General features: G+C 42.2%; 17 protein-coding genes. 15 read left to right on the forward strand and 2 right to left on the reverse strand.

Going from position 1 to position 23,299, the window contains the following annotated elements:
- Together BW961_RS18050 and BW961_RS18055 are read left to right on the forward strand one after the other, a co-directional pair.
- Entirely contained in the window at nt 1-2,346 is a 2,346-nt protein-coding gene (locus BW961_RS18050) for an ABC transporter permease (RefSeq protein ID WP_068579902.1), read from the forward strand.
- A 165-nt stretch (nt 2,347-2,511) separates the two neighbouring features.
- Complete coding sequence (locus BW961_RS18055) at nt 2,512-3,159, forward strand: response regulator (RefSeq protein ID WP_068579904.1); 648 nt, start codon at nt 2,512-2,514, stop codon at nt 3,157-3,159.
- A 9-nt stretch (nt 3,160-3,168) separates the two neighbouring features.
- Here the strand turns inward: BW961_RS18055 and BW961_RS18060 are convergent, their stop codons facing one another.
- Both BW961_RS18060 and BW961_RS18065 read right to left on the reverse strand, forming a co-directional pair.
- The gene (locus BW961_RS18060) at nt 3,169-4,536 is read right to left on the reverse strand and encodes a sensor histidine kinase (RefSeq protein WP_068579905.1); all 1,368 of its coding nucleotides are present in this window, start codon (nt 4,534-4,536) and stop codon (nt 3,169-3,171) included.
- Complete coding sequence (locus BW961_RS18065) at nt 4,514-5,251, reverse strand: response regulator transcription factor (RefSeq protein WP_068580057.1); 738 nt, start codon at nt 5,249-5,251, stop codon at nt 4,514-4,516. The genes BW961_RS18060 and BW961_RS18065 overlap by 23 nt, the downstream gene beginning before the upstream one ends.
- A 161-nt stretch (nt 5,252-5,412) precedes the next feature.
- On the opposite strand from BW961_RS18065, the gene BW961_RS18070 reads away from it, so the two are divergent.
- The 13 genes from BW961_RS18070 to BW961_RS18130 all read left to right on the forward strand — a co-directional run bounded on the left by BW961_RS18070 (nt 5,413) and on the right by BW961_RS18130 (nt 23,159).
- Nucleotides 5,413-6,099, forward strand: a complete 687-nt coding sequence (locus BW961_RS18070) for a hypothetical protein (protein ID WP_068579909.1) — start codon at nt 5,413-5,415, stop codon at nt 6,097-6,099.
- Between the two features lie 269 nt (nt 6,100-6,368).
- A complete protein-coding gene (locus BW961_RS18075; RefSeq protein ID WP_076576936.1) occupies nt 6,369-7,655 on the forward strand; it encodes an MFS transporter in 1,287 nt (428 codons plus the stop codon).
- An 8-nt stretch (nt 7,656-7,663) separates the two neighbouring features.
- Nucleotides 7,664-8,575 carry a polysaccharide deacetylase family protein gene (locus tag BW961_RS18080; protein ID WP_082867311.1) on the forward strand — a complete coding sequence of 304 codons (912 nt, stop codon included), beginning with the start codon at nt 7,664-7,666 and terminating at the stop codon, nt 8,573-8,575.
- A gap of 264 nt (nt 8,576-8,839) precedes the next feature.
- Nucleotides 8,840-9,244, forward strand: a complete 405-nt coding sequence (locus tag BW961_RS18085; protein WP_068579916.1) for a DoxX family protein — start codon at nt 8,840-8,842, stop codon at nt 9,242-9,244.
- Nucleotides 9,245-9,683: 439 nt separating this feature from the next.
- Complete coding sequence (locus tag BW961_RS18090) at nt 9,684-11,309, forward strand: response regulator transcription factor (RefSeq protein ID WP_068579918.1); 1,626 nt, start codon at nt 9,684-9,686, stop codon at nt 11,307-11,309.
- A gap of 1 nt (nt 11,310) precedes the next feature.
- Nucleotides 11,311-13,098: a cache domain-containing sensor histidine kinase gene (locus BW961_RS18095; RefSeq protein ID WP_068579920.1), complete on the forward strand. Its 1,788-nt coding sequence runs from the start codon at nt 11,311-11,313 to the stop codon at nt 13,096-13,098.
- 13 nt (nt 13,099-13,111) lie between these two features.
- The gene (locus BW961_RS18100; RefSeq protein WP_068579921.1) at nt 13,112-14,101 is read left to right on the forward strand and encodes a substrate-binding domain-containing protein; all 990 of its coding nucleotides are present in this window, start codon (nt 13,112-13,114) and stop codon (nt 14,099-14,101) included.
- A 32-nt stretch (nt 14,102-14,133) separates the two neighbouring features.
- Complete coding sequence (locus tag BW961_RS18105; protein ID WP_068579924.1) at nt 14,134-15,420, forward strand: extracellular solute-binding protein; 1,287 nt, start codon at nt 14,134-14,136, stop codon at nt 15,418-15,420.
- A 191-nt stretch (nt 15,421-15,611) separates the two neighbouring features.
- Nucleotides 15,612-16,973 (forward strand): ABC transporter substrate-binding protein, encoded by a 1,362-nt coding sequence (locus BW961_RS18110; RefSeq protein ID WP_068579926.1) that lies wholly within the window; start codon nt 15,612-15,614, stop codon nt 16,971-16,973.
- Nucleotides 16,974-17,058: 85 nt separating this feature from the next.
- Nucleotides 17,059-17,961, forward strand: coding sequence for a carbohydrate ABC transporter permease (locus tag BW961_RS18115; protein ID WP_068579928.1), 903 nt, complete (start codon nt 17,059-17,061; stop codon nt 17,959-17,961).
- Nucleotides 17,962-17,976: 15 nt separating this feature from the next.
- A complete protein-coding gene (locus tag BW961_RS18120; protein ID WP_068579929.1) occupies nt 17,977-18,819 on the forward strand; it encodes a carbohydrate ABC transporter permease in 843 nt (280 codons plus the stop codon).
- A gap of 343 nt (nt 18,820-19,162) precedes the next feature.
- Nucleotides 19,163-20,371 carry an MFS transporter gene (locus BW961_RS18125; protein ID WP_068579931.1) on the forward strand — a complete coding sequence of 403 codons (1,209 nt, stop codon included), beginning with the start codon at nt 19,163-19,165 and terminating at the stop codon, nt 20,369-20,371.
- Between the two features lie 262 nt (nt 20,372-20,633).
- A complete protein-coding gene (locus BW961_RS18130) occupies nt 20,634-23,159 on the forward strand; it encodes a GH39 family glycosyl hydrolase (protein WP_139331685.1) in 2,526 nt (841 codons plus the stop codon).
- Nucleotides 23,160-23,299: the final 140 nt, after the last annotated feature.

The following is a 23,299-nucleotide window of genomic DNA, read 5'->3' on the forward strand; positions in this document are numbered from 1 at the left end:
ATGAAAATCGTTAATCTCGCCCTGGCCAATATCAAAAAAGGTAAGAGTGCGGCATTTTCACTATTTATTCTGATTTTTGTAGCGGCGCTGCTACTCAACGTAGGTATAACCGTTATTTCCCAAATGAATACCTTCTATGACGACAAGGTTGAGGAACTACATGATCCGCATCTTAGCATCATTACGAACCGTGCAAACTATAAGGAAGCCTATAGCGACTTCTTTAAGAACAATTCTGGTGTGAAAGAAACCGAAATGGAATCGATTATATTAGTGAATGCAGCCAAATTCCGATATGGTGATAGCGATATGAATAGTGGCGCTGCGCTACTTAATGCGGATGCCAATCGAACTTTCTCACCTTTGAAGCTAGTCGAGAAGCTACATACGAATCATGACAATGATATCTATGTGTCTTACAGTTTTAAATCAAGTGGTGGATACAAACTAGGCGATACCTTTACCATGAACTATCAGGATAAGGCCTATAGCTATCGTATAGCAGGATTCTTTGAAGCGACTATGTTGGGTACACCTAGTATGGGCATCATGAAATTCCTTTTACCGGATGTAGAGTATCGCCAATTGTCGGATGAATTAGGAGAGACAGCGGGAGGAACCATTGTGTCCGCAGCCCTTAACGATCATAGACAGTCGACTACGCTGCTTAATGATTACAATAAGAAATTCCCTGATCTAAGTAAGAATGCGTTAGCTCCACTTTTTTTGGAGACGGATATAGAGATGACGAAAAGTGTAGGCACGATGACAATCAATATTATTTCTATGATTTTGGTTGCATTCGCAGCGGTGATTGTGCTTGTCGCCTTGATTGTCATCAAGTTCCGTGTGACAAACAGTATTGATGATGGCATGGTTAATATCGGCGTCCTCAAAGCAGTAGGATACACGAGCAGACAGATTCTTGCCTCCATAACATTGCAGTTTATGTTCATTACGCTTTCAGCAGGCATAGTGGGTATTGGGGTCTCTTATGCTGTAGTTCCCATATTTGGTGGCATCGTCTCATCTTTAACGGGGCTACTGTGGACTCAAGGTTTCGATATTGCGGCTAATGTGCTCAGTATTCTTATTGTTGCTGTATTGGTGCTACTTGTGACGTTGCTCTCCTCTATACGTATCAGGAAACTTCATCCTGTCGCTGCACTTCGGGGTGGTATTATGACACACAGTTTCAAAAAGAATCCGTTCCCGCTTGAAAAGGCTAAAGGTGGGCTTCAGTTCGTGCTTGCTTGTAAGACTATGATTATGAATAGTAAACAAAATATCATGATTGCTTTTATTATTGCCGCTATTACTTTTGCTTCCGTCTTCTCCATTGTGTTGTATTATAATGTTGCGTCAGATAAACAGGCGTTTATTCATCTCGTTGGTGCGGAGACGTCGAATGTTATGATTCAGTCTAAATCTGCAGCGGATAGTAATAAGATACGTCCAGCTATTGAACAAATGGATGTTGTAGCAAAGACAGCTATTCTAGACTTCATTTCTACAAGGGTTGACGGGCAATTCACTTATATGAATATTTCAGATGATTTCAGTAAACTGGAGAACCAGACGGTCTATGAAGGGCGATTTCCGGAGTATGATAACGAAATTGCGGTCTCTTGGGCAGTGTCAAAGCTGCTTGCTAAAGGCATCGGCGATACCGTAGAGGTGGAGGTAGGTACTGTATCCCATCCCTACTTAATTACGGGGTTAAGTCAGTCAATTAGCAATATGGGGCAAATGACCTATTTAACTTTGCCTGGAATACAGCATTTGATTCCAGACTATACAGGCACTTTAATTAATGTTTATCTGGATGGGATAGATAATACTAGCTTTATCCAGAACATTAAAGCGCAATACGGGAATATGACAACGGATATAATCAACGTAGATGAGACGATAAACAGCCAAAGCAGTATTTATGTTTCGTCCGTGTTTGCTGTTATGGTGATGATTCTTGCAATAACGGTTGTGGTCGTCCTAATGATCCTATATTTAGTCATAAAAACGATGATTCTTAAGCGTAAAAGGGAGTTTGGGATATTAAAAGCGACAGGGTATACTACGATTCAGCTTATGACTCAGATCGCACTTAGTTTTGTTCCAATTGTTATCTTGGGGGTCATTATTGGGGGTGTCCTAGGGTGTTTGTACACCAATTCCATGCTTACGTTACTGCTCTCTGGAGCGGGCATTCATAACGTGCAATTCATTATTAATATTCCACTTATCGTCATGCTTTGTATCTCAATTATTGTGTTGTCCTATCTCGTATCGATGTTAGTAGCGCGGAGGATCAAGCGGATATCTGCATATGGGTTGATTACAGAATAGAGGATTCTAAGATGATCTCGATCATTTACATGATTCAAGTATATACAAAAGAGTAAAGTTGACTGATTCAGTAGACCGCCCAAGGGTGGTCTGTTTGCTTATGTAATCTAATTAACTTTAAGTGCTAGTGTAACTCGTTCCAATGCGATGGATGGGGGATAGGGAATGATAACAATTGTAGTTGCTGACGATCAGATGCTGACGCGTGAAGGACTTCGTACGATTCTAGAATTGGAAGATGATTTCGAGGTGATTGGCGTTGCTAAGAACGGAGAGGAGGCATGCGAGTTAGCAGAATCGCTTCTGCCCGATCTCATGTTGCTTGATATTCAAATGCCCGTCATGGACGGAATTAGTGCGTTGAAGCGAATCAAACGGAGCTGTCCTAACATATTTGTCTTAATATTAACAACCTTCATAGATGCAGATTACATCGTAGAAGGAATGGCACATGGAGCAAGTGGCTATATGTTGAAGGATATGGATGCAGATAAAATGATCGCTTCGATCCGAGATACGGTATCTGGCCAATTCATACTTCCAGGTGCGGTCGCAGCCAAATTGGCTGCGAGGATGAATCGATTTACGGAAGATTATGAACATCGGCAATGCCCCAGACTAGATCTCATCAAGCTAACCGAGCGGGAAGAGGAGCTGGCACAGCTTATTATCCGTGGGCTGAACAACCGAGAAATTGCTGATGAGCTGCATATCGCTGAAGGTACAGCTCGCAACTATATTAGTAACCTCTATGGGAAATTGGAGGTCGTTGACCGGGCCCAAGCGATGGTTCGTCTTCAAACTTTAATCTGAAGTTAGTTGCTATACGGAGTCTATGCTAGGGAACCCAATCGAGATCACCGCACCACCCTCCCGACGGTTGTCTGCGGTGATCAGACCTCCGCAGCGTTCAACGATCGCACGGGATATAGCTAATCCAAGTCCAGATTCACCATCTTTCCCTTTTACAAACCGGTGGAATAGATAAGGAAGCAAATCTTCCGATATTCCAGGGCCATCATCGCTAATGGAGATTTCAACGCGTCCATTCTTGATTGCGGCATGGATATAAATCTGCTGATTCGCATACCGGGTTGCATTAGAGACCACATTGATGAGTGCCTGTAATAGCTTATCGCGATCGGCTCGGATCGCGAGCGGTTCATCATCATCGTATGACGTATAAAGAGTCAGTCCTTTTTTTATCAAAAGAGGATTCATACGCTCAATCGTTTCTATTAGCAGGTCCTTCAGACAAATCTCCGTAGGCTTAAATATATCCTCTTCACTGTCGAGCTTCGCAAGTAGGGTCATTTCCGTAACGATTTTCTTCAACCGACTGCTCTCACTCATAATAATATCGAGACCTTTATGGACGCTCTCCCCTTCAAACACACCGTCCTTGATCCCTTCGGCATATCCAGAGATGGACATTAAGGGAGTCTTTAATTCATGAGAGGCATTCTGGAAGAACTGTTTCTGTACGTGATTATATCGTTTCAATTCACCAGCCATATCATAGACCGATTGAGCGACAGAGCCAATTTCTCCGCCAGCCTTGATCAGCTTAACGTCTTCAAAGTGACGCTCTTTCACCTTTTTGAGTTCCTCCCGTAGTCTCAGCAGAGGTTGGATCAGCTTTTTCGTGATAAATAGACTAAACAGGAACATCAGTATACCCGCCACACAGAAAACGATAAGTAGTCTCTTAAGCAGAGCTTGTTCAATCGTTTTGACTTTACTCACAGGCGTAAGGAGAGTCAATGTTCCTTGAGGCGTTGCTTTCACTTCAGTAATGTATCGTCTATCTGTCCCGTTCCAAATGTTTTGCAGACTTGAAGTTTCACTTGCTGTAGCTAAAGGTCCGGCATTTATTTCAATGTTAATATAATTCATAGGTACCGATGTAGACACAACCCTTCCTGTTTCATCGGTAAGAATAGCCTCTACACTTGCGGCTGCAGGATATATGACCTTTGGTAATGAGACGACTTTATCTAAGACGATCATATTGTTCATGTTTTCCTGACTTAATGAGGCTGTCATTGCGGCGCTCATAGTCTTTAAATCTTCCTTCTGTGCTCCGATAAAATGGTCTAACAGCACATGATGGATCACAACAGCCGTAACGGAGAGCACAAGTACCAGTGCAATGCCAAAGGCTAAATTAATTTGATGTACTAGCTTCATCCGTCTGCTCGCCCTCCTCTGCTCTCATGCGATAGCCATGTCCCCATACCGCTTCGATCGGCACATGTTCTAACTTTTTGCGCATCCGCTTAATCAAGTGATCGACAGCACGATCACTTCCGAAGTAATCGTCTCCCCATACGAATGTTAGAAGTTCGTCTCTCGTAAAAGCACGGTTAGGAGAGTCCGCAAACACTTTAAGCATAGTAAATTCTTTACTGGTTAGGTCCACTTCTTCTCTACACCAGAACACACGTCGTTCCTCTAGTAGTAGTTGAAGTCGACCAACTTCGAGGCTGGCAGGGGCGGTTGGAAGAGTTACACCTTCCGTTGGGGCATTCATTTTATATGTCCGCTGGAGCTGCCGTTTAATGCGGGCTACCAATTCACGGGGGCTGAAGGGCTTGACCATATAATCGTCGCTGCCAAGCTCCAGACCTAATATTTTATCCACTTCATTGTCTCTCGCAGAAATCATAATGATAGGCACTTCTGCCTCATGGCGGATTCGTCTACAAAATTCGTACCCGTCCATGCCAGGAAGCATGATATCGAGCACCCACATGTCCGGCGGATTGGTCTGCCACAAAGTCCAAGCCTCTTCGGCACTACCGAGGCCAATGGTTTGGTAATTTTCCTTGATTAAATAGGCTTCTACAAGATTACGTATATGTTGATCATCATCGACTACGGCGATGAGATAGTCTTTATTCATTAATGATACCTCCAAATGATTTCTCTCATAAGTATACCAAGCCGTAGGAGGGTATAGGGCTCTGCCATCGTTTTTCCACAAATTAACCAATGTTCTGCCACACCCTCCTTGTAAGATTGGACTTGTAAGAAGACTTGAACGAGAATAGGAGTGTTACATTTATGAATCAGTCTATGATATTTAAAAAGGTAGCTTTATCAGCCCTGTTAGTGTCCGCAGTTGCCGTCCCAACGGTAACGAACGCAGCTAGCGAACCTAAGGAAGTGAGTCCGAAAGTCTTATCCAAGACGATCACTACTGCTCCAGCAGTGACTAATGTATTAGCAACAACTACAACCGTTGCCAGTAGCTGGGCTAATCCCCTTGATCTAGCTAAAACTTATGCACCTACTACGCTAGAAGACTGGAAGAAGACACTAGAGCAATATAAGAAGGTAGTTGGAGAGACGAGCAATGTACAGTATTCCATCGATTCCATCGATATGGATAAGGCAGGTATTAAGTTTGATAAAGCCTTTGAAATAGCTAATTTAGATCCAGCGGCTGTAAAAATAATTTCAGCCACACCAGCGGTAGCTGGAGACACGAACAATATGCAGTACACCATCGATATGGATAAGGCAGGTATTAAGTTTGATGAAGCTTTTGAGATAAATATTTCTGGAACGACCGCTTTAGATAGTACGATGGCACTACCGATCAGCGAAGCAGATCAAGCCTTTTTCAAAGCACAATTTGCGCTAGATGACGCAGCGAAATCCAAAGATGCCGCTGCAATTAAGGAAGCGTTAGCTAAGCTACTGGTAGAGTACAAGCAGCAGATCGCAGAGTTCACAACAACGAAGTAATGAAATAGATAGATATAGAGAGAAGAGTACATCAGAAGTACATTCAAGGAGATATTGAATATTAATGAGGCAATCCCTGTTTCAACCATCTGGTTGAGAGGGATTGTCTTATTTTGTATGTGGTGAGAGAGATGGTAGGGATAGATGCTTGAGTATGATGAGTAGGAATAGGTAATATTTTCAGGTGTAGTAAATAAATATGGCGAATAATTCCACTAATTGAATATAATAGAGTAGGGTTTCTTACCACACTTGGAGGAGGTATGTTCATGAAAGGTAAATGGATCAATTCACCTTATACGTTCGCATTAGGGATGTTTGCAATGATGGTTCCTAGTCAGGCATTTAGTTCATTTTACAGCTACTTCTATGTTGAAAAGCTAGGACTTGGGATTGGGCTCGCGACACTAGCACGAACGATCTTCCTCATATGGGATGCTGTGAATAATCCATTATTCGGTTATTGGTCGGATCGTACCAATACTCGTTACGGACGCCGCAGGCCTTGGGTATTCGGTTCGATCCCGCTATTTATGCTGGCCTTCGTACTGGTGTTCTCGCCTCCAGGAGGTTTATCGGAGAATGGACTATTTGCTTGGTTTCTTGTGACACTTATTCTCTATGAGGCTGTCGCTACGGTACTCTGGGTGAACTATGGGGCGTTACTTCCTGAGCTCTTTCGGGGAGATCGAATTCGTGCGAAGGCTTCTGCCATTCAGCAGGGTTATCAAGTTGTTGCCTTGTTAATTGCTACCGCATTATCCCCAATGATTTATGCTGCGATCAACTTTTCAAATATGGCTATCGTGTACGCATGTGTCTTTGGTATTTTTATGTACATTTGTATGATGAACGTTCAAGAGAAGAAAGAGGCTAATGTAGGCGAACCATTGAAGTTGATTCCAGCCTTCCGAGAGACGATTCGCAATAAGAAGTTTTGGGTGTTTAATATTTCGAACTCATTCGCCCAAACAGTGAATGGACTTATTAGCTCGATGATTCCTTTTTACGCAAAATATGTACTACATATCTCAGAAGCACAAGTGGCGATATTGATGGCATCTGTCTTCGTCTCGGTCATTCCGTTAGTGTTCGTGTGGTACTGGATTATTCGGACCATGGATGGAGTCAAAGCATGGCGCTTATCTCTTATCGTATATGGTTTATCCGTGATTCCGCTTTGGTTCGGCTATGATCTTATAAGTGGTGTGGCGGCAGGTATTGCTGTTGGCTTCGGTCTGGCAGGATTCCTAGTGACTCCTGCGATCGTTGGAGGCAGAATTATCGATGAGGATGCGGATAACACAGGGCTTCGAAGAGAAGGGATCTATACGGCTGTCAGTGGATTCATAACCCGTTCAAGTGGACTCATTTCGGCGCTAGCCTTTTTCGTTGTAGGTATGATATTCGGCTATCAAAGTGGCGATAATCCAGGGTCGGACCCTGAATCGACATTCCGGTATTTGATTAGTGTTGTTCCGTTATGCCTACTTGCGATATCCGTGATCATATCGTTCGTAATCAAATTTAAATTTACGAAAATCGTTGAGAGGTGACTATGACCATGAGCAGAAGATTAATCATCAATTGTGATGATTTCGGCCAAAGCCTCCCTATGAATCAAGCGATCATGCATCTATTAGAAGAGGGCAAAGTATCATCAGCAACGATTATGGCCGTCGCTCCAGCATTTGAGGAGGCTGCGGCTTGGAGTGCTCGTCGGCGCCAACCCAATGTGGGGATTCATCTGACGATGACTAGTGAATTTGATGCTTTACAATGGAGTAGCTTGACGGGCGATCCATCACTGCATGATGAAAGTGGACATCAATATAAGACGGTGAAGGAATTCGAATTGGGTGCACAGACCAAGGCTATATTGAAAGAGATCGACGCACAGTATCAGCGAGTTAAGAAATCAGGCATTGTGATTAGTCATGTGGATAACCATATGGGAAGTTTATACGGCATGGAAATGGGTCGTAGCCTAATTCCACAGACACTTTGGAAGACTTCGCGTTGGAGATTGCCTTCAAGGTTATTTCGTTACATTTATGCAGAGGATCCACTCCTTGGGTCGCTTAAGAATATTGAACGTCCGGTCGCGCTTGCATCGGCACTGGCTGATACATTAGGGGTCCAAATTCCTGACTACCTATTGTCCCATCCTTTTCATATCCAAGAGGGGGAGACCTATGATAGCTTTAAGCAGTCGATTATCGACAAGTTGTATAAGCTTCCTGAGGGTGTAAGTGAAACGTATATCCATGCAGGCTTGGAAGATTCGTGGATGCTAGCGAATATCCCAGACTGGGAGAAGCGGGTATGGGAGTTTCGCTTGCCCTTCGACGATGATTTTACCTATGCGATACGAGATGCAGGAGTGATCTTAACGGACTACCGTTATGTACAGGAGCATCTTAAACGTCCACGCTTACCCGCAGCATCTAGACTACTGAGGGAACTGATTAAATAAGCAGAATACATCAGCATGTACCATAGCGAATGATATAAGGGTGCAGCAGATAAAAAAGGCCCTAAATATATTTATAATAGAAAACAAAAATACGCATTTAAAATATCTTTTTGTTGACATATCTTTTTGTTGTGCGTTATATTTCTAATATAAATATTATATTTTTATTAATTATTAATATTGAAGGAAGAGGGAGGGCAACCTAATCAAATCAGCTATTGCAGCATAATCAACACAAGTAAGATAATAAGGGGAGAATAAATAATGACAAGAATAGCAGTAGTATCAACGATCATGCGTGTAGTGATGGGTATTTTATTTCTAGCTCATGGAATTAGTAAATTGCAGATGGGTCTAGGGAATGTGGAAGCTTGGTTTGGATCTTTGGGCTTACCTGGATTGTTGGCGTACGGGGTGGCTATCCTTGAACTTGTTGGAGGCATTATGCTTATTATTGGCCTCTTTACGAGATATGTATCAGCTTTATTTACGATCATGCTGATCGGAGCGATTGTGACAACGAAACTCTCTGCAGGGTTACTCGGACACGATCAGATGGTAGGATATGAGATGGAGTTGTCTTTTATGTTAGTGACGCTTTATTTGACAGTTGCGGCATCTACACCATTATCTATGGATCAAGTCTTTCTTAGAAAACGCAGCGTTTAAATAAAGTGTACCAGTTCGCATATTTAATTGATAAAGGCGACTTCCCATTCTATTCTGAATGCAAGTCGTCTTTATTAATGTTCATCTCCATATGTTGTTTGGTTTTTTGATAGGCAGTCGATATTTGAATTGTAAGTTTTATAACAAGATTACGGAATAACAAGTTGCGTGTGGTTAAAGGTTAGTGAGTTAATTTAAGCATAGAACATAAAGAAGGGCACCGCTGTGGTGTCCTTCTTTATTGTGGTTATATGGATCGATAGTTTCATATGAATATCATGATAGATCACGATTATAGTATATTAATTCTTTTTATAGGAAAAAGTTACCTTATATTGTAGTATATAAATAAAATAGGCTTGAAGCCCTATACGGATTATGACTTTTCTTATAACCCCATGTATACGTGAACTTATTCCAACAGACTGGAGACGATCCGATGTACAAAGTGATTATTGTCGATGATGAAGCGGTAGTCCGGATCGGATTGAAAAATACGATTAACTGGAATGAGCACGGATTCGAATTGATTGGCGCTTATGCCAACGGCCGAGAGGCGTGGGACGCGGTAGAACTAGACAGACCTGACTTGGTCATTTCGGACATTAGCATGCCATTCATGGATGGATTAGAGTTAGCCGGATTGATCTCAGCACAATTCCCTTACATAAAGATTATTATATTAACAGGTTTTGACGAATTTGAATATGCGCAAGCAGCGATCCGATTGAAAGTATCCGACTTCATTCTGAAGCCGATCACAGCACAAGAAATACGAATGCTTCTCGACCGTGTTAGAGCGGAGATGGATGAGGAAAAGCAACGTCGAGAGGATCTTAGCAGGTTGAATAATCAGTTGAAACAGAGTCTTCCGTTACTCAAGGAGCGGTTCCTTGAACGATTAGTTGCTGTAGGACTAGGTAAGGAAGAAATCTCAGAGGGGTTCACTTATTTCAATCTTCCTCCGGTATCACCCTTTTATTTAGTAATGGTGGTAGATATCGATGATTTCGGAGATCGAGAGCTTATTTCTTATGAGCACGATGCAGAATTTCTAAGATTTGCAGCATTTGATATTTTCCAAGAGACGCTAAATCGGGATAATGTGCTTAACTTCCGTACGCGTGAGGAACGGATGGTCGCTATTATTTTCGGACAAGCCAATGAGATTCTCTTGTATGAGCAAGTATTTTCTCTTGCAGAAGAAGTCCGCTATCATGTTGAGAAATATTTAAATTTTACGGTTACCGTAGGGATTGGCAGAACGTGTGCACATATTGAACAACTTCCAAATTCATACAAAAGCGCATTATCTGCACTAGACTACCGTTTTCTCCTAGGGAAAAATCGGGTGCTTAGTATTATGGATATTGAGGGCAAGCCGTCAATTCAGTTGCCGCTGGTCTTGGACTGGGATCGAAAGCTTGCTACCGCCGTGAAAACAGGAGATCTTCAAGAAGCCTACGAGTTAATCGAAATGGGGGTGGCGGAGCTTAAGACTTCGTTGGTTCCTGTGGAAGCATGCTTACTACAAATGCAGAAGGTTGTTCTGACGCTAATGAACTCGATTCAGGAGCTTGTCATTCATGATGCTGAGTTATCCTTCGATCGACAGATAAAACTAATGGATGTGTATAAGTTTAAGACGCTAGATGAAGTTGAAATCTGGTTAAGAGACGTAGTGGGCTCTATTATCTCCACGATTGCAGATAACCGTAATCATCTGACGAACATGCAAATCCATCGTGGGGTAGAGTATATCGATCAGAATTATGCGAATGAAAAAATGTCCCTACAAGACTTATGTCGCCATGTCCTGATGAGTACAAGTTATTTCAGCCTTGTATTTAAGCAACATACAGGAGAGACATTTATTGAATATTTGACCAGAGTGAGGATTTCTAAGGCGAAGGAACTTCTTCATAATTCAAAGTTGAAATTGTATGAAATTGCAGAGCAAGTTGGATACAAGGACCCGAATTATTTGAGTATTTTATTCAAAAAGCATACTGGAATCACCCCGAAGGACTACCGAGATAATCAAATCAAGGGGAGCGGAGCCTAAGATGCTCAAGAAACGTTTCCCCATACCTTTATTCCCACTGAAGAGCATTCAATCGAATATATCCTTGGCGTTTTCGTTATTGATTCTAGCTGCGATCGTCTTGACAAGTCTAGTGAGCTTTCAGGTATCCGTAACGACAGTCGAGAAGAATTCGAAAGGGTATATTGAAGAGATCATCAAGCAGGTCAACTTAAACATCCAGTCTTATGTCGATAATATGGAGAATATTTCGTTGCTTGCGTTGACGAATAAGGACGTAAAATATTACATATCTGATAATAGCTTCATTAGCGCAGAGGATCGCCGTACATATGAAAAGCAAATTTCTGATTTGTTCCAAGCGATTCTATATACCCGCAAGGATATCGCATCTATTATGGTATTCGGATACAACGGGCGATTTGTTTCTGACCGCAGAATCACAAGTTTAAATCCGAATACGAAGCTACAGGAGCAAGAATGGTATCAAATGGCAAGAGCGGCAGGTGGTAAATCGGTCGTCACTTCTCCTCATGTACAGAGTTTGATTAAGAATGAATACCGCTGGGTCGTTTCATTGAGCCGAGAATTAAAGAGCACAGATGGAATTACAGCAGAGGGCGTATTCCTCGTTGATCTAAACCTAAACGTCATTAATGATATTTGCAGCAACATCAATCTGGGTAAAAAAGGTTACGTCTTCATCGTAGATAAGAATGGAAACATCGTCTATCATCCGCAGCAACAGCTTATCGACAGTCACTTGAGAACAGAACAAATCACGAAAGTCCTTCAGGCTTCAAGTGGTGATTCTTTCATTGTTGACAATGAAGAAGGCAAACGTATCTACTCCGTACAGGATACGAACTTTGGATGGAGAATTGTAGGCGTTGCCAATACGGATGATCTAATTACAAGTAAAAGTGATCTACGCAATTCTATTATCTTATATTCTTTATATGGTTTAGTTATCCCCGTACTGATCTCGATATGGCTGTCTCATCGATTATTGATGCCGATCAAAGAACTGCAGTCGGATATGAAGCAAGTTGAGAAAGGTAATTTCAATATTCAGACTGAAATCCGTCAAATGAATGAAATCGGACAACTCGGTCGATCGTTTAATCTAATGGTCAGCAGAACTAAATTTCTGATGGAGGAGACGATTGCGAACCAAGAAAATAAGCGTAAAAGCGAGTTATTGCTTCTTCAATCCCAGATCAATCCACACTTTCTATACAACACGCTTGATTCTATCGTCTGGATGGCTGAACAGAAACAGCATGAAGAGGTTGTTCTCATGACTTCGGCTCTTGCCAAGTTGTTCCGCGCCAGTATTACGAAGGATCAAGAGTTGGTGCCCATTCAGGTGGAGATTGAGCATATTACCAATTATCTGCTTATCCAGAAGATGCGTTATAACGATGAACTTAATTATGTGATTGATATCGATGATGCTATTCACAGCTATAAGACACTTAAGATACTCCTTCAACCTCTCGTCGAGAATGCAATTTATCATGGTATTCGTAATATGTATGGCATGGAGGATGGGATGATTACGATACGTGGAAGACAATCAGGGGATCAAGTCGTATTTGAGGTTGAGGATAATGGACATGGAATGACACCGGAGCAACAGGGAAGACTTCTCCTCAGTAACACGGGAGATAGCCGTACTCAAGGTATCGGTATTCGTAATGTTAACGAGCGGATCAAACTATATTTCGGGCATGAATATGGTATTCAAATCAAAAGTGAGATCGAAGAAGGTACCTGCATTACGATAACGATACCTAAACTCGATTAAGAGGTGCAGGCTGATGCGTAACCAACGATTGACCCTCTGGCTGCTCCTAGCCATGCTGGTCATTGCGACAAACTCTGTATTCTATTTCAAGATACTCTCAGGTCCTAGCCATGAAGAGAGAAATATTACGGTTATTCTTAGATCCTCAAATGTTCGTATTGACTTCTGGCAAGCTGTGAACATGGGAGCAGAAGCAGCGGCTAAAGAGATGGGGTTTACGATCAAGGTTGTTGGCCCGCTTTCAGAAAGTGATTCTGATACTCAGATTCAACTATTAGAAGAAGCGATTGAAAGGAAGCCGCAAGCTATTGTCATAGCTCCTATTATGAATGATCGGATGCGATCAACGCTTTTCAAAGCTAATGAGCTTGGTATTAAACTGGTCATTATTAATATGTCGCCGGATAAGTTGCCATCTCACGTAGTTGTCTCTAGCGATCACATTGAGGGAGGACGCTTAGCGGCTCAAACCTCAGTTGAGCAAACCGCTGGTTATGCTGTCATTGCAATGATTAGTGATAATGCGAATTCGATCGTCTCGGAGGAAAGGTTGCAAGGAATGCAGAGCGAACTTGCTGGCTATAAGGATAGCAGCTTACTGGGCGTTTATTATGCTGATAATTCAGAAGATCGGGCTTACCAAATCGCCAATAAATTAATCCAGAGTAATACCAGGTTTAATACGTTCATTACGTTGAATGAGTCAGCATCACAAGGCGTTGCGAGAGCATTGAAGGAGCAGGACCGCGTAGATGATATTAATTTAATTGGGTTTGATAGCTCCAGCGATGAGGTACAGTTGCTTGAGTCTGGAATTATGAAATCTTCCATCGTACAGAAACCCTTTAACATGGGGTACCTTGGTGTGAAAACAGCGTTAAACCTCATCGATGGTGATACAACCGAGCCGATCACCTATATCGATTCAAATGTGATTACAAAAGGCAATATGTTTACAGCTGAGAACCAGAAGCTACTGTTTCCGTTCATCAATAGCAAGTAAATCCCTCTTGGGAAGGCGGATTAGATAACCTTATGCAAAAAAAATCGCTACAAGTGCAGCCTTTTATTGTGGTCTTTATGGTTAGTCTTATGCCCTTTGTTCTTTCATCATGTGTGAAATCAAGCCCAGGTCCTGTATCAGCACCTAAGGAGGAGCGGGCGTTAATCCGCTTTGTTGCCTCTGAGTATAGTACAGAGACAAAGCCTTTGTTGGAGAAGCTTGTTAAAGAGTTCGAGATAAAGAATCCTCTGATTGATGTGGAACTTCAAGTAGCCAACTGGGATATTCTCGACGGCATCTATACGACAATGATTAGCAAGAATCAGCCACCTGATCTACTGAATACGAATGTGTATGCACATTTTGCTCAGGATAATTTACTGAATAATATGGATGAGATTATATCTCCTGAATTGGCGAGCAAACTGTGCCCAAATTTAGTTGAGATGGATCAGATGAAAGGAATTCAGTATGCCATTCCATACGTAGCAAGCACGCGGAATTTATATTATAACAAGGAGTTGCTTCAGAAGGCAGGTGTGACCTCTTCTCCAAGGACGTGGTCAGAGCTTGAGCACGCCGCAAGTAGGATCAAAGCACTTGGTGGTGCGGCGGAAGGATTTGGTCTTGACCTGACGGATAACGAGACACAGGCGTCTTTGTCATATATTTTCTACGGCTCGGGTGGATCGTGGATAAAGGATGGGAAGTGGACGATTAACTCGCCGGCGAATGTAGAGGGATTAACCTTTTTCAAAGAGTTGTTCGATAAAGGACTGACGGATCCTGAGCCAAGTATCACGACTCGCGACGAGAAGCAACGGATTCTGGGGGAGGGGCAACTTGCTATGATGATTTCAGGTAATTATTTCTCCTCCGTCGTCCCTAATGAATTTCCTACGCTGAAATGGGGTAAAGGTCCGATTCCAGTGAAGGATGGTATGCCGCCAATTACTTTTGGAGTACATGATGTTCTTGTGTCTTTTAAGACAGATCACACAAATAAGAAAGCGTTATCTAATTTCCTGGACTTTCTGTATGACGATCCGGCATATGAAGAAATGATCAAGCGAGAAGGCTTTCTTCCGGTTACTACGTCAGTAGGTAGTCGATTATCCAAGCAGAATGAAGTCATGAAGAGCGATCTGGAAGCGCTGAGTAAAGCGAAGTTCTATCCTGTACAGGAACCTGCATGGCAAGCTGTCTTGGATTATTCTCGCAAGATGGGAGATGCGATTCTGTACGAGGGTGTTACCCCACAAGCGGCACTTGACCAACTACAACATTTTGCTGAGACTAAAAGTCGTAGCCATGAGTAACCGGTCATGATGAAGGAATAACATGATTATTTTCTTTACTTTTTATGTAAAAAGAAGATAGCAAAGAATTCATGGAAGATTTTAGATAGAGATTTGGGCCCTCCCAATCTATGATGAAGTTAAGCGCTAACAGAGTTCATCTGAACTCATAAAAAAGGCGTAAAATATCATTCTTGGGAGGGTCTGCTTTAATGATTAATAAAAAAATGGCTGCGGTAAGTATCGCTGCACTAATGGCTGTATCGCTAGTTGGATGTGGTGGAAGTAATAATGCAGCACCTAAAGAGGAAGTAAAAGAACCGGTTAAAGAAGAAGTAGCTACACCTACATCTACACCTACTGAGCCAGAAGCTACAAAATTAACGGGTGACTTTGAAATCCAGTACTTTGTCGGTGGTTACGGCGACAAATGGTGGAAAAAAGTTATTGCCGAGTTCCAAGCTGCAAATCCTGACTTGAAAGTTAAGGAATCTGGCGGTCCGAAAATAAATGATCAGATGAAACCTCGCTGGATCGGTGGAACTCCACCAGATTTCGTATATATCGATGGAGCTGGGTTAAATGATCGTCAAATGGTAGAGGACGATCAACTTGAAGATTTGACTGACTGGTTGAAAGATGCCAAGAACATTGATGGCGATCTGATCAAAGATATTCTAGCTCAACCAGCACAAGAATTTGACGGTAAAGTTTACAATATCCCATTGGTTCTAAATTCTTGGGGTATGTTCTGGAATAAAGCTCTCTTCAAAGAAAAAGGATGGGCTGAACCAACTGACTTCGATTCTTTCCTTGCTGTAAGTGAGAAGATCAAAGCAGACGGAGTTACACCTTTCATTCATACGGGTAAATATCCGTACTATATCAATGGATCAGTCTTGTATCCTGCAATCGTATCGGCTAACAATGATGATTTCAGCATTCTTCAAGACATGGCTGCAAATAAAGTAGAAGCATTTGAGAGCCCTGCTGTTCTTACTGCTTTGAACAAAATTGTTGCATTACGCGATAAAGGTTTCATTGATAAGGCTTCCATTCAAATTAACCACACAGATTCACAAATGTTGTTCCTGCAAAACAAAGATGCCTTCATCCCGAACGGACTTTGGTTACCTAACGAAATGTCCAAAGATGTTCCAGCTGGCTTCGAATTTGGATTTATTCCTTCTGTAACACAAAGCGCGGGCGGTAAAGTGGTTGCTAACACTTCCACAGCTACAGTAGCCATCGCTAAGAAGGCTAAGAACAAAGATGCAGCTAAAGCATTCTTACAATTCATATTCTCCAAAGGGCAAGCGTCCCAATGGGCTGAGCTCAGTGGTGCACCTTCGAACATTAAAGGTGACATCAGTGCTTCCAACGCTCCGAGTCATGTTAAAGATGCAGCGAAATATTTAACAGATCCTAACACTGTAGTTATCCCAACAATCACTTACAATGCTGACGTTGATAAGGCGATGATGGATGCAACAGATGCGTTGACTATTAGCACAATTACTCCTGAAGAGTGGGTTAAACGTGTTACGGATGTAGTGAAAAAAGTAAGCAAATAATGAATCCTTAACAAAATTAAAGTGGAGGGTGATCGGGGCATAACGCCCCGATCACCTTCTGCGATTTACTCGGAGGGATGGAAGTATGAACTCAGGGACGGCCAAATGGCAGAGAAACGTATTTATCGCATCATTCATCATTCCTACACTTATATTTTTTGGCATATTCACGATTTATCCGGTAGTACAAGGTTTGTATTATTCTTTCTTCGATTGGTCAGGCATGTCGGAACATAAGACCTTTGTTGGGTTTGATAATTTCAAGGACATGTTCCACGACCCCATTGTGTGGCGGGCGATCGGCAACGATTATTTCCTTGTTGCGGGCAAAATAGTCGGCATCATGGTTCTCGCGACTTTCTTTGCGGTAGCACTTACACGTTTCGGTTTTAAACTATCAGGATTTTTCAGATCGATCTTCTTCATTCCAAATGTGATTTCCGTCGTTGTTATCGGCGTATTGTGGAACTTCATATATAATCCGCAAATAGGCTTCTTGAATGCATTTCTGTCGTTATTTACGGAGGACAAAGTCACGATAACATGGCTGGGGTTTCCGGCGCATACAATATGGATGCTCTTGCCGCCGTCCATTTGGGCGGGTATCGGATTTTATATGATTCTTCTGATCGCAGCAATCCAAGGCATTCCGGAATCGTATTACGAAGCAGCAAATATTGAAGGCGCGGGTGAATGGCATCAATTTTGGAGCATTACACTTCCACTCATATGGGAGCAAATGAAAGTATCCATTATAAACATCATGATGACCACGCTGAATGGTTCCTTCGTTATTGTATGGATCATGACTGAGGGTGGACCGGATAATAGCACGCAGGTTATGGGTTCATATTTATATCAAATGGCATTTAGACAATTTCACTTCGGTTATGGTGCTGCGATAGGGTTTGTTATCCTAGTCCTGTCGTTAATCACGACAATCGTACTTCAACGGTTAATGCGTCATGAATCCGTTGAGATGAGCTAAGGGGAGGATAACGAGATGAGGCACATTAAAAATCCAGTCGTAAAGTTTATCCTATATGCTATATTGATCTTATGGAGCATATCGGTCATATATCCGCTCGTATGGACCGTACTGGATTCTGTAAAGGATAATCAACAGTTTTTCTTTAATGCACCATGGGCGTTACCTGATTTTCCGCTACTATGGTCGAACTTCTCTTATGTATGGAGTAAATATAATTTCAGCACCTATTTTATGAATTCACTTATTATAACAGTGGGCTCGACATTTTTAGGAGTATTGTTGTCTGCAATGACAGCTTACGTGCTGGCGAGATATAAATTTAGAGGAAGCAATGTTTTATTTCTTCTCTATATCTCATCAATGATGGTTCCTTTTGTATTGGCATTAATACCTCTATTCTTCTTAATGAATTCAATGGGCTTAATTAATACCAAAATTGGATTGATCTTTGTTTATACATCGAGTTTGCTTGCGTTTGGAATATTCATTCTAGTAGGATTCTTCAAGTCTTTACCGAAGGAGCTAGAAGAGGCTGCGATTGTTGATGGAGCTTCTTATTATGGGACGTTCTTTAAGGTCATGCTTCCATTATCTCAGCCGGGGCTGATTACATTAGGCATTATTAACGTCTTGAACATTTGGAACGAATATATCGTGGGAACGATACTGATTAACGATCCTGCGCAATATACGCTTCCTGTTGAAATAGGAATTATGCAAGCTGAGATGCAATATCGCACAGAGTGGGGGCCGTTATTCGCGGCACTTCTGATTACGATTGTTCCGATACTCATTGTCTATATCATCTTTCAACGTCAAATCGCAAGTGGGATTACAGCTGGTGCAGTTAAATAGAATGGTAAATAAAAGTATGCACCGATGCTTACTTTTATTAAGAGTTAGTGCTGTGTAATCAAGGATGGAAATGAAAAAGCACCTGTAAATGCTGATGGTTATAACCCCATATTGAAACGACCATCAGTATTACAGGTGTGAAATTCAAAGACGTAATTACGTGATTGCAGTAAGAATATAGAAGTGGTTAAAATTGATAATTACATATAGTGATCAAGGGTTGCCCACTTATCCAATGAGATGAAGTGGTTAGAATTTCGTGAAATGATGTAGCACGATACCGAGTATTCAGGTAAACAAGTATAAAATAGTAACCAAGCGCTTACGTGGAAGGGTGTGGCATATGTCTAAAGATATGCGCAAGCTGCTGATCATGACTACGATCAGCACAATTATCGCGAGTTATATCGGGATATTTGTCAATTTATTCATATGGGAATATGATCATTCTATTGCGGAAGTCTCTCTCTACAACATGTCTATGTTCATCAGTTGGGGAATTTCTTTCACTGTTGCAGCAAAGCTGTTGAATCAGTTTACAATACGTTTGACCTTGGCGGTTTCTGCGTTGTGCGGAACCGCTGCTTTCATGTACTTAGTTATGGTTGAATTCGATAATCGGTATCTGTGGATAGTACTATTAGGGATACCTGTGGGTGCCATGTTTGGGTTCTCGCAAGCTTCACAGAATCTCAGCATCGCATTAAGAGGAAAGGGAAGTGAATATGCCCCTTATTTCGCCACACTTATGGTCATCTCTCAGGTGATATCTGTTTGCGTTCCATTTGTAGCGGCGAAAGTTATCGATGGGTATGGGTATTCAGGTTCTTTCATCTTGATGCTTATCTTTGTTGCGATGATGCTTATCTTCTCATTCTTTATGCCGAGAATTACATTATCTACTACCGACGTCCAGGATAATACGTCTACAAGTAGTCGTTTTAGTATCCGTATGGCCTTTGACCGTCCAGGATCTAAGTGGATCATACTTTCTTTTCTTGCCGCTGGTGTATTCATGCAATTTCAGAATTTATTTTCATTGCTCTTTACGTTCTCTGTTACACAGGATAAGCTTCTAATCGCTTTGTTGAACATGGTGTATACCATTTGCTCTTTGCTGGGGTTATGGGTGTATCGCAAAATAAAAATCGACGAGATGCGGTGGCTGTGGATTGGAATGACACTTTTAGCAGTTGGATTTCTAATCGTATTATTTGAGCGTCCAGCAGCTCTGATTATCTCCAATTTGATCACTGCAGTCGGTATGTTTTTCTTCATGACGGTCTGGAATGCTCAACAATTCCGGTTCATCCAACATGCGAGTCCCGTCAGTCAAGCTTCCTTCCTTGTATGGAGAGAATCCTTGATGGTAGCCACGAGATGTATCTTGCTCACGCTGACTTTACCTTTGAAAGGAATGGGAGGGACGGGGTTCGCGCTGGTTATTGGAGTGACCCTTGTTTGCTTGGTAAGCATACCGTTCTTCCAGCGACGCGCTAACCGTATACTAGAAAGCTCCACTTCACAAATTATGCCGTCTCCTTCGGAGTAAAGTTATTAGTAACTTTTTGGCTTCTAATTATCACACGAATACGAACTACGGATTTATCACATCACGATTCTATTATAAACTTCACATCCAATTATGGGTGTGAAGTTTGTTGTTTATTGAAAGGCACTGAATATACAGATCTATTGTAAACATGAAGGGAAAATAGATATATATAGTGCGATCGACGTGTTTCTGCCATTATAGATTATAATGAATTGTGTTTATTATAACCGAACGTATGAAGTGTCAAGGGGGTCAGGGTTTGGCAAATTCCATTTACGAGCTAATAGAGATAAAGGATACGCTTCCGTTTGATGTATCGCTGCATAGTGTCAATTATGTGCCGAGTCATTGGCATAATAGTGTTGAGATTATCTTTGTACTACGTGGTCATCTTGAAGTAACGATGGGCAGCCAGAAGCATACGCTGATGGAGGGCGATGTCCTGCTGATTAATCAGTGCCACGTGCATGAAGTTATTGGACTAGACATGAATATTATTGCTACATATCTCATCCCGATCTCTTATTTGAAAGAACGTATCAAAGGCATGGAGAGTATTAACTTCGAGTGTTACTCCGGTTCTATTAGACAGGATAAGAAATCAGCGCTCAATCATATCCGTCAACTGCTGGCAGATATGGTACAGCTGATGCATAAGAAGGGTGAGGCCTACGAGCTGGAAATGCAGGTTCGCATGCTAGGAGTCTTTTCTGCTCTGATGAAACAGTTCAAGACACCGGTAATTAGTGGTGCGATGAATGAGAAATATATGGAGCGCATGATGCGAATCATTACCTATATCGACGACAACTATAGGGAAGAAATTTCCCTACACAATATTGCTGAGCGTGAATATTTGTCTGTGCCGTATCTGTCAAAGTTCTTCAGTGAGAACATCGGGCTGAACTTTCAGTCTTATCTCACAAGTATTCGCTTGAAAAATACGGTGGAAGTACTGCTACATCAAGAAGATACGATTTCAGACATTGCCTTGGCTCATGGCTTTCCGAATGTTAAGTCGTTCTATGTTGCATTCAAGAATAGGTATCATATGACACCTAATGAATATCGCAGTCAGTACAGGCCAGACTTGCATGAGCAGAAAGAGAAGGCGTCATCGAACTATCTTGCTTTTAGCCAGTCCAGTGCACTCGGGATCATCAATAGTTATTTACAGCGTAGCCAATCGAACGATATGGAACAAGTACGATCTTTAGAGGCAACATCTATTGCGGTTAATGTAGGTGTAGATGGCAGTCCACTTAGGCACACTTGGAAGAATTTGATTACAATTGGGAAGGCCAAAGAAGGTCTACATGCCGATGTTCAACAGCACTTAAGGTATGTTCAGCAGCACTGCCCGTTCCGTTATTTGCGCTTTCATGGCATCTTTGATGATGCGATGATGGTCTATCAGGAAGATGAGAACGGTCATCCCGTATTTAATTTTAGATTTGTAGATCAATTGTTCGATTTCTTGCTGTCGATTGGACTTAAGCCGTTCGTGGAACTAGGGTTTATGCCCGGGGAATTAGCAGCTGATCCAAGCAAGACCATCTTCTATAAGGCTAGCTATACAAGTCCACCTAAATCGATCGATCATTGGTGCCAGCTGGTAAAATCGTTCATTCTCCACTGCCAGAGTCGTTATGGGAAATCTGAAGTGGAGAGCTGGAAGTTTGAGTTCTGGAATGAGCCTGAACTTAAAGTGTTCTGGCCCGGATCGGATATGGATTACATGGATTTGTATTTGAGGACCTATGAGACAATGAAGAGTATTTCTACCAAGCTGCAAATCGGAGCTCCGGGTTGTATTATTACGTTTCGTTCGCGAGCGTTCAGCGAGACATTCTTTGCATTCTGCAGGGAAAGAAACTGTCTGCCGGACTTTATCCCACTTCATTTCTATCCGCATGAGAATCTGGAGGACATTGTCCGCACGGATCATATTGAACAGTTCTTCAAGCTGGGGCCATACCGGAAGCTACTAGAGGAATTTCAGGGAATCTCCCCGAATCCAGACTATCTCAAAGAAATGTTGGAGCAAGAACTAAGGAAACTGGACGAACAAGGCCTTTCCGGGCGGGAAGTATATCTTACGGAGTGGAACTCGACCGCGTACCACCGTGAACTAACGAATGATACCCTTTATAAAGCTGCCTATATTGTTAAAAATATTGTAGAAAATCTAGATCGTATCCACGGGTTCGGATACTGGGTCCTCAGCGACAATATCGAGGAGACTGCAGCGTCACCGCAGTTATTCCACGGGGGGCTGGGCTTGATTGCTCAGTACGGCATTCCGAAAGCCGCCATGTATGCATACCACCTTCTCGCAAAACTTGGGGATCGGCTGATCACCAAGGGAGATGGGTACACGGTGACGGAGGGTGGCGAGAGCTATCAAGTTATGACTTATAACTATTGTCACTTCGATGATCTGTATGCACTTGGAGATACGTCCTTCATTAATGCGACGAGCCGTTATAACGGATTCAAAGGCGAGAAGACGCTCAGGCTTGAGCTGGACCTGAAAGGTCTACCAATTGGAAAATATAAATTGGTCACCCACACGATCGATCGCCAGCATGGTAGTAGTTATGATAAGTGGGTGGAGATGGGAGCACCAGAATCGTTAACAGCAGAGGATACCACCTATCTTAAGGAGAGTTCCCACCCTCGAAGACATGTTCAGTTCCTGGACGTCGAGGATGGCGTGATCCTGATATCTATCTTAGAGCCACATGGGGTTGAGCTCATCGAGCTGACACCTGTGTATGAATAGTTGAGTCAATTTTTATTCAGATTGAATACACAAACATAAAGCGCTTACACAAACATGTTAAGAATGAACCCAAAACTCTATAAGCAACCGCCTATCTGATGAGGGGCGGTTTATTTTATAATCATATTGTAAACGTTTTC

Source organism: Paenibacillus macquariensis (genome assembly GCF_900156375.1).
In the GTDB taxonomy this organism is placed as follows: domain Bacteria; phylum Bacillota; class Bacilli; order Paenibacillales; family Paenibacillaceae; genus Paenibacillus_AQ; species Paenibacillus_AQ macquariensis.

What these genes read in the sequence shown, in the direction of transcription:
- BW961_RS18050 (WP_068579902.1), top strand. Translation starts at nt 1, where the DNA reads ATGAAAATCGTTAATCTCGCCCTGGCCAATATCAAAAAAGGTAAGAGT.
- BW961_RS18055 (WP_068579904.1), top strand. Translation starts at nt 2,512, where the DNA reads ATGATAACAATTGTAGTTGCTGACGATCAGATGCTGACGCGTGAAGGA.
- BW961_RS18060 (WP_068579905.1), bottom strand. Translation starts at nt 4,536, where the DNA reads ATGAAGCTAGTACATCAAATTAATTTAGCCTTTGGCATTGCACTGGTA.
- BW961_RS18065 (WP_068580057.1), bottom strand. Translation starts at nt 5,251, where the DNA reads ATGAATAAAGACTATCTCATCGCCGTAGTCGATGATGATCAACATATA.
- BW961_RS18070 (WP_068579909.1), top strand. Translation starts at nt 5,413, where the DNA reads ATGAATCAGTCTATGATATTTAAAAAGGTAGCTTTATCAGCCCTGTTA.
- BW961_RS18075 (WP_076576936.1), top strand. Translation starts at nt 6,369, where the DNA reads ATGAAAGGTAAATGGATCAATTCACCTTATACGTTCGCATTAGGGATG.
- BW961_RS18080 (WP_082867311.1), top strand. Translation starts at nt 7,664, where the DNA reads ATGAGCAGAAGATTAATCATCAATTGTGATGATTTCGGCCAAAGCCTC.
- BW961_RS18085 (WP_068579916.1), top strand. Translation starts at nt 8,840, where the DNA reads ATGACAAGAATAGCAGTAGTATCAACGATCATGCGTGTAGTGATGGGT.
- BW961_RS18090 (WP_068579918.1), top strand. Translation starts at nt 9,684, where the DNA reads ATGTACAAAGTGATTATTGTCGATGATGAAGCGGTAGTCCGGATCGGA.
- BW961_RS18095 (WP_068579920.1), top strand. Translation starts at nt 11,311, where the DNA reads ATGCTCAAGAAACGTTTCCCCATACCTTTATTCCCACTGAAGAGCATT.
- BW961_RS18100 (WP_068579921.1), top strand. Translation starts at nt 13,112, where the DNA reads ATGCGTAACCAACGATTGACCCTCTGGCTGCTCCTAGCCATGCTGGTC.
- BW961_RS18105 (WP_068579924.1), top strand. Translation starts at nt 14,134, where the DNA reads ATGCAAAAAAAATCGCTACAAGTGCAGCCTTTTATTGTGGTCTTTATG.
- BW961_RS18110 (WP_068579926.1), top strand. Translation starts at nt 15,612, where the DNA reads ATGATTAATAAAAAAATGGCTGCGGTAAGTATCGCTGCACTAATGGCT.
- BW961_RS18115 (WP_068579928.1), top strand. Translation starts at nt 17,059, where the DNA reads ATGAACTCAGGGACGGCCAAATGGCAGAGAAACGTATTTATCGCATCA.
- BW961_RS18120 (WP_068579929.1), top strand. Translation starts at nt 17,977, where the DNA reads ATGAGGCACATTAAAAATCCAGTCGTAAAGTTTATCCTATATGCTATA.
- BW961_RS18125 (WP_068579931.1), top strand. Translation starts at nt 19,163, where the DNA reads ATGTCTAAAGATATGCGCAAGCTGCTGATCATGACTACGATCAGCACA.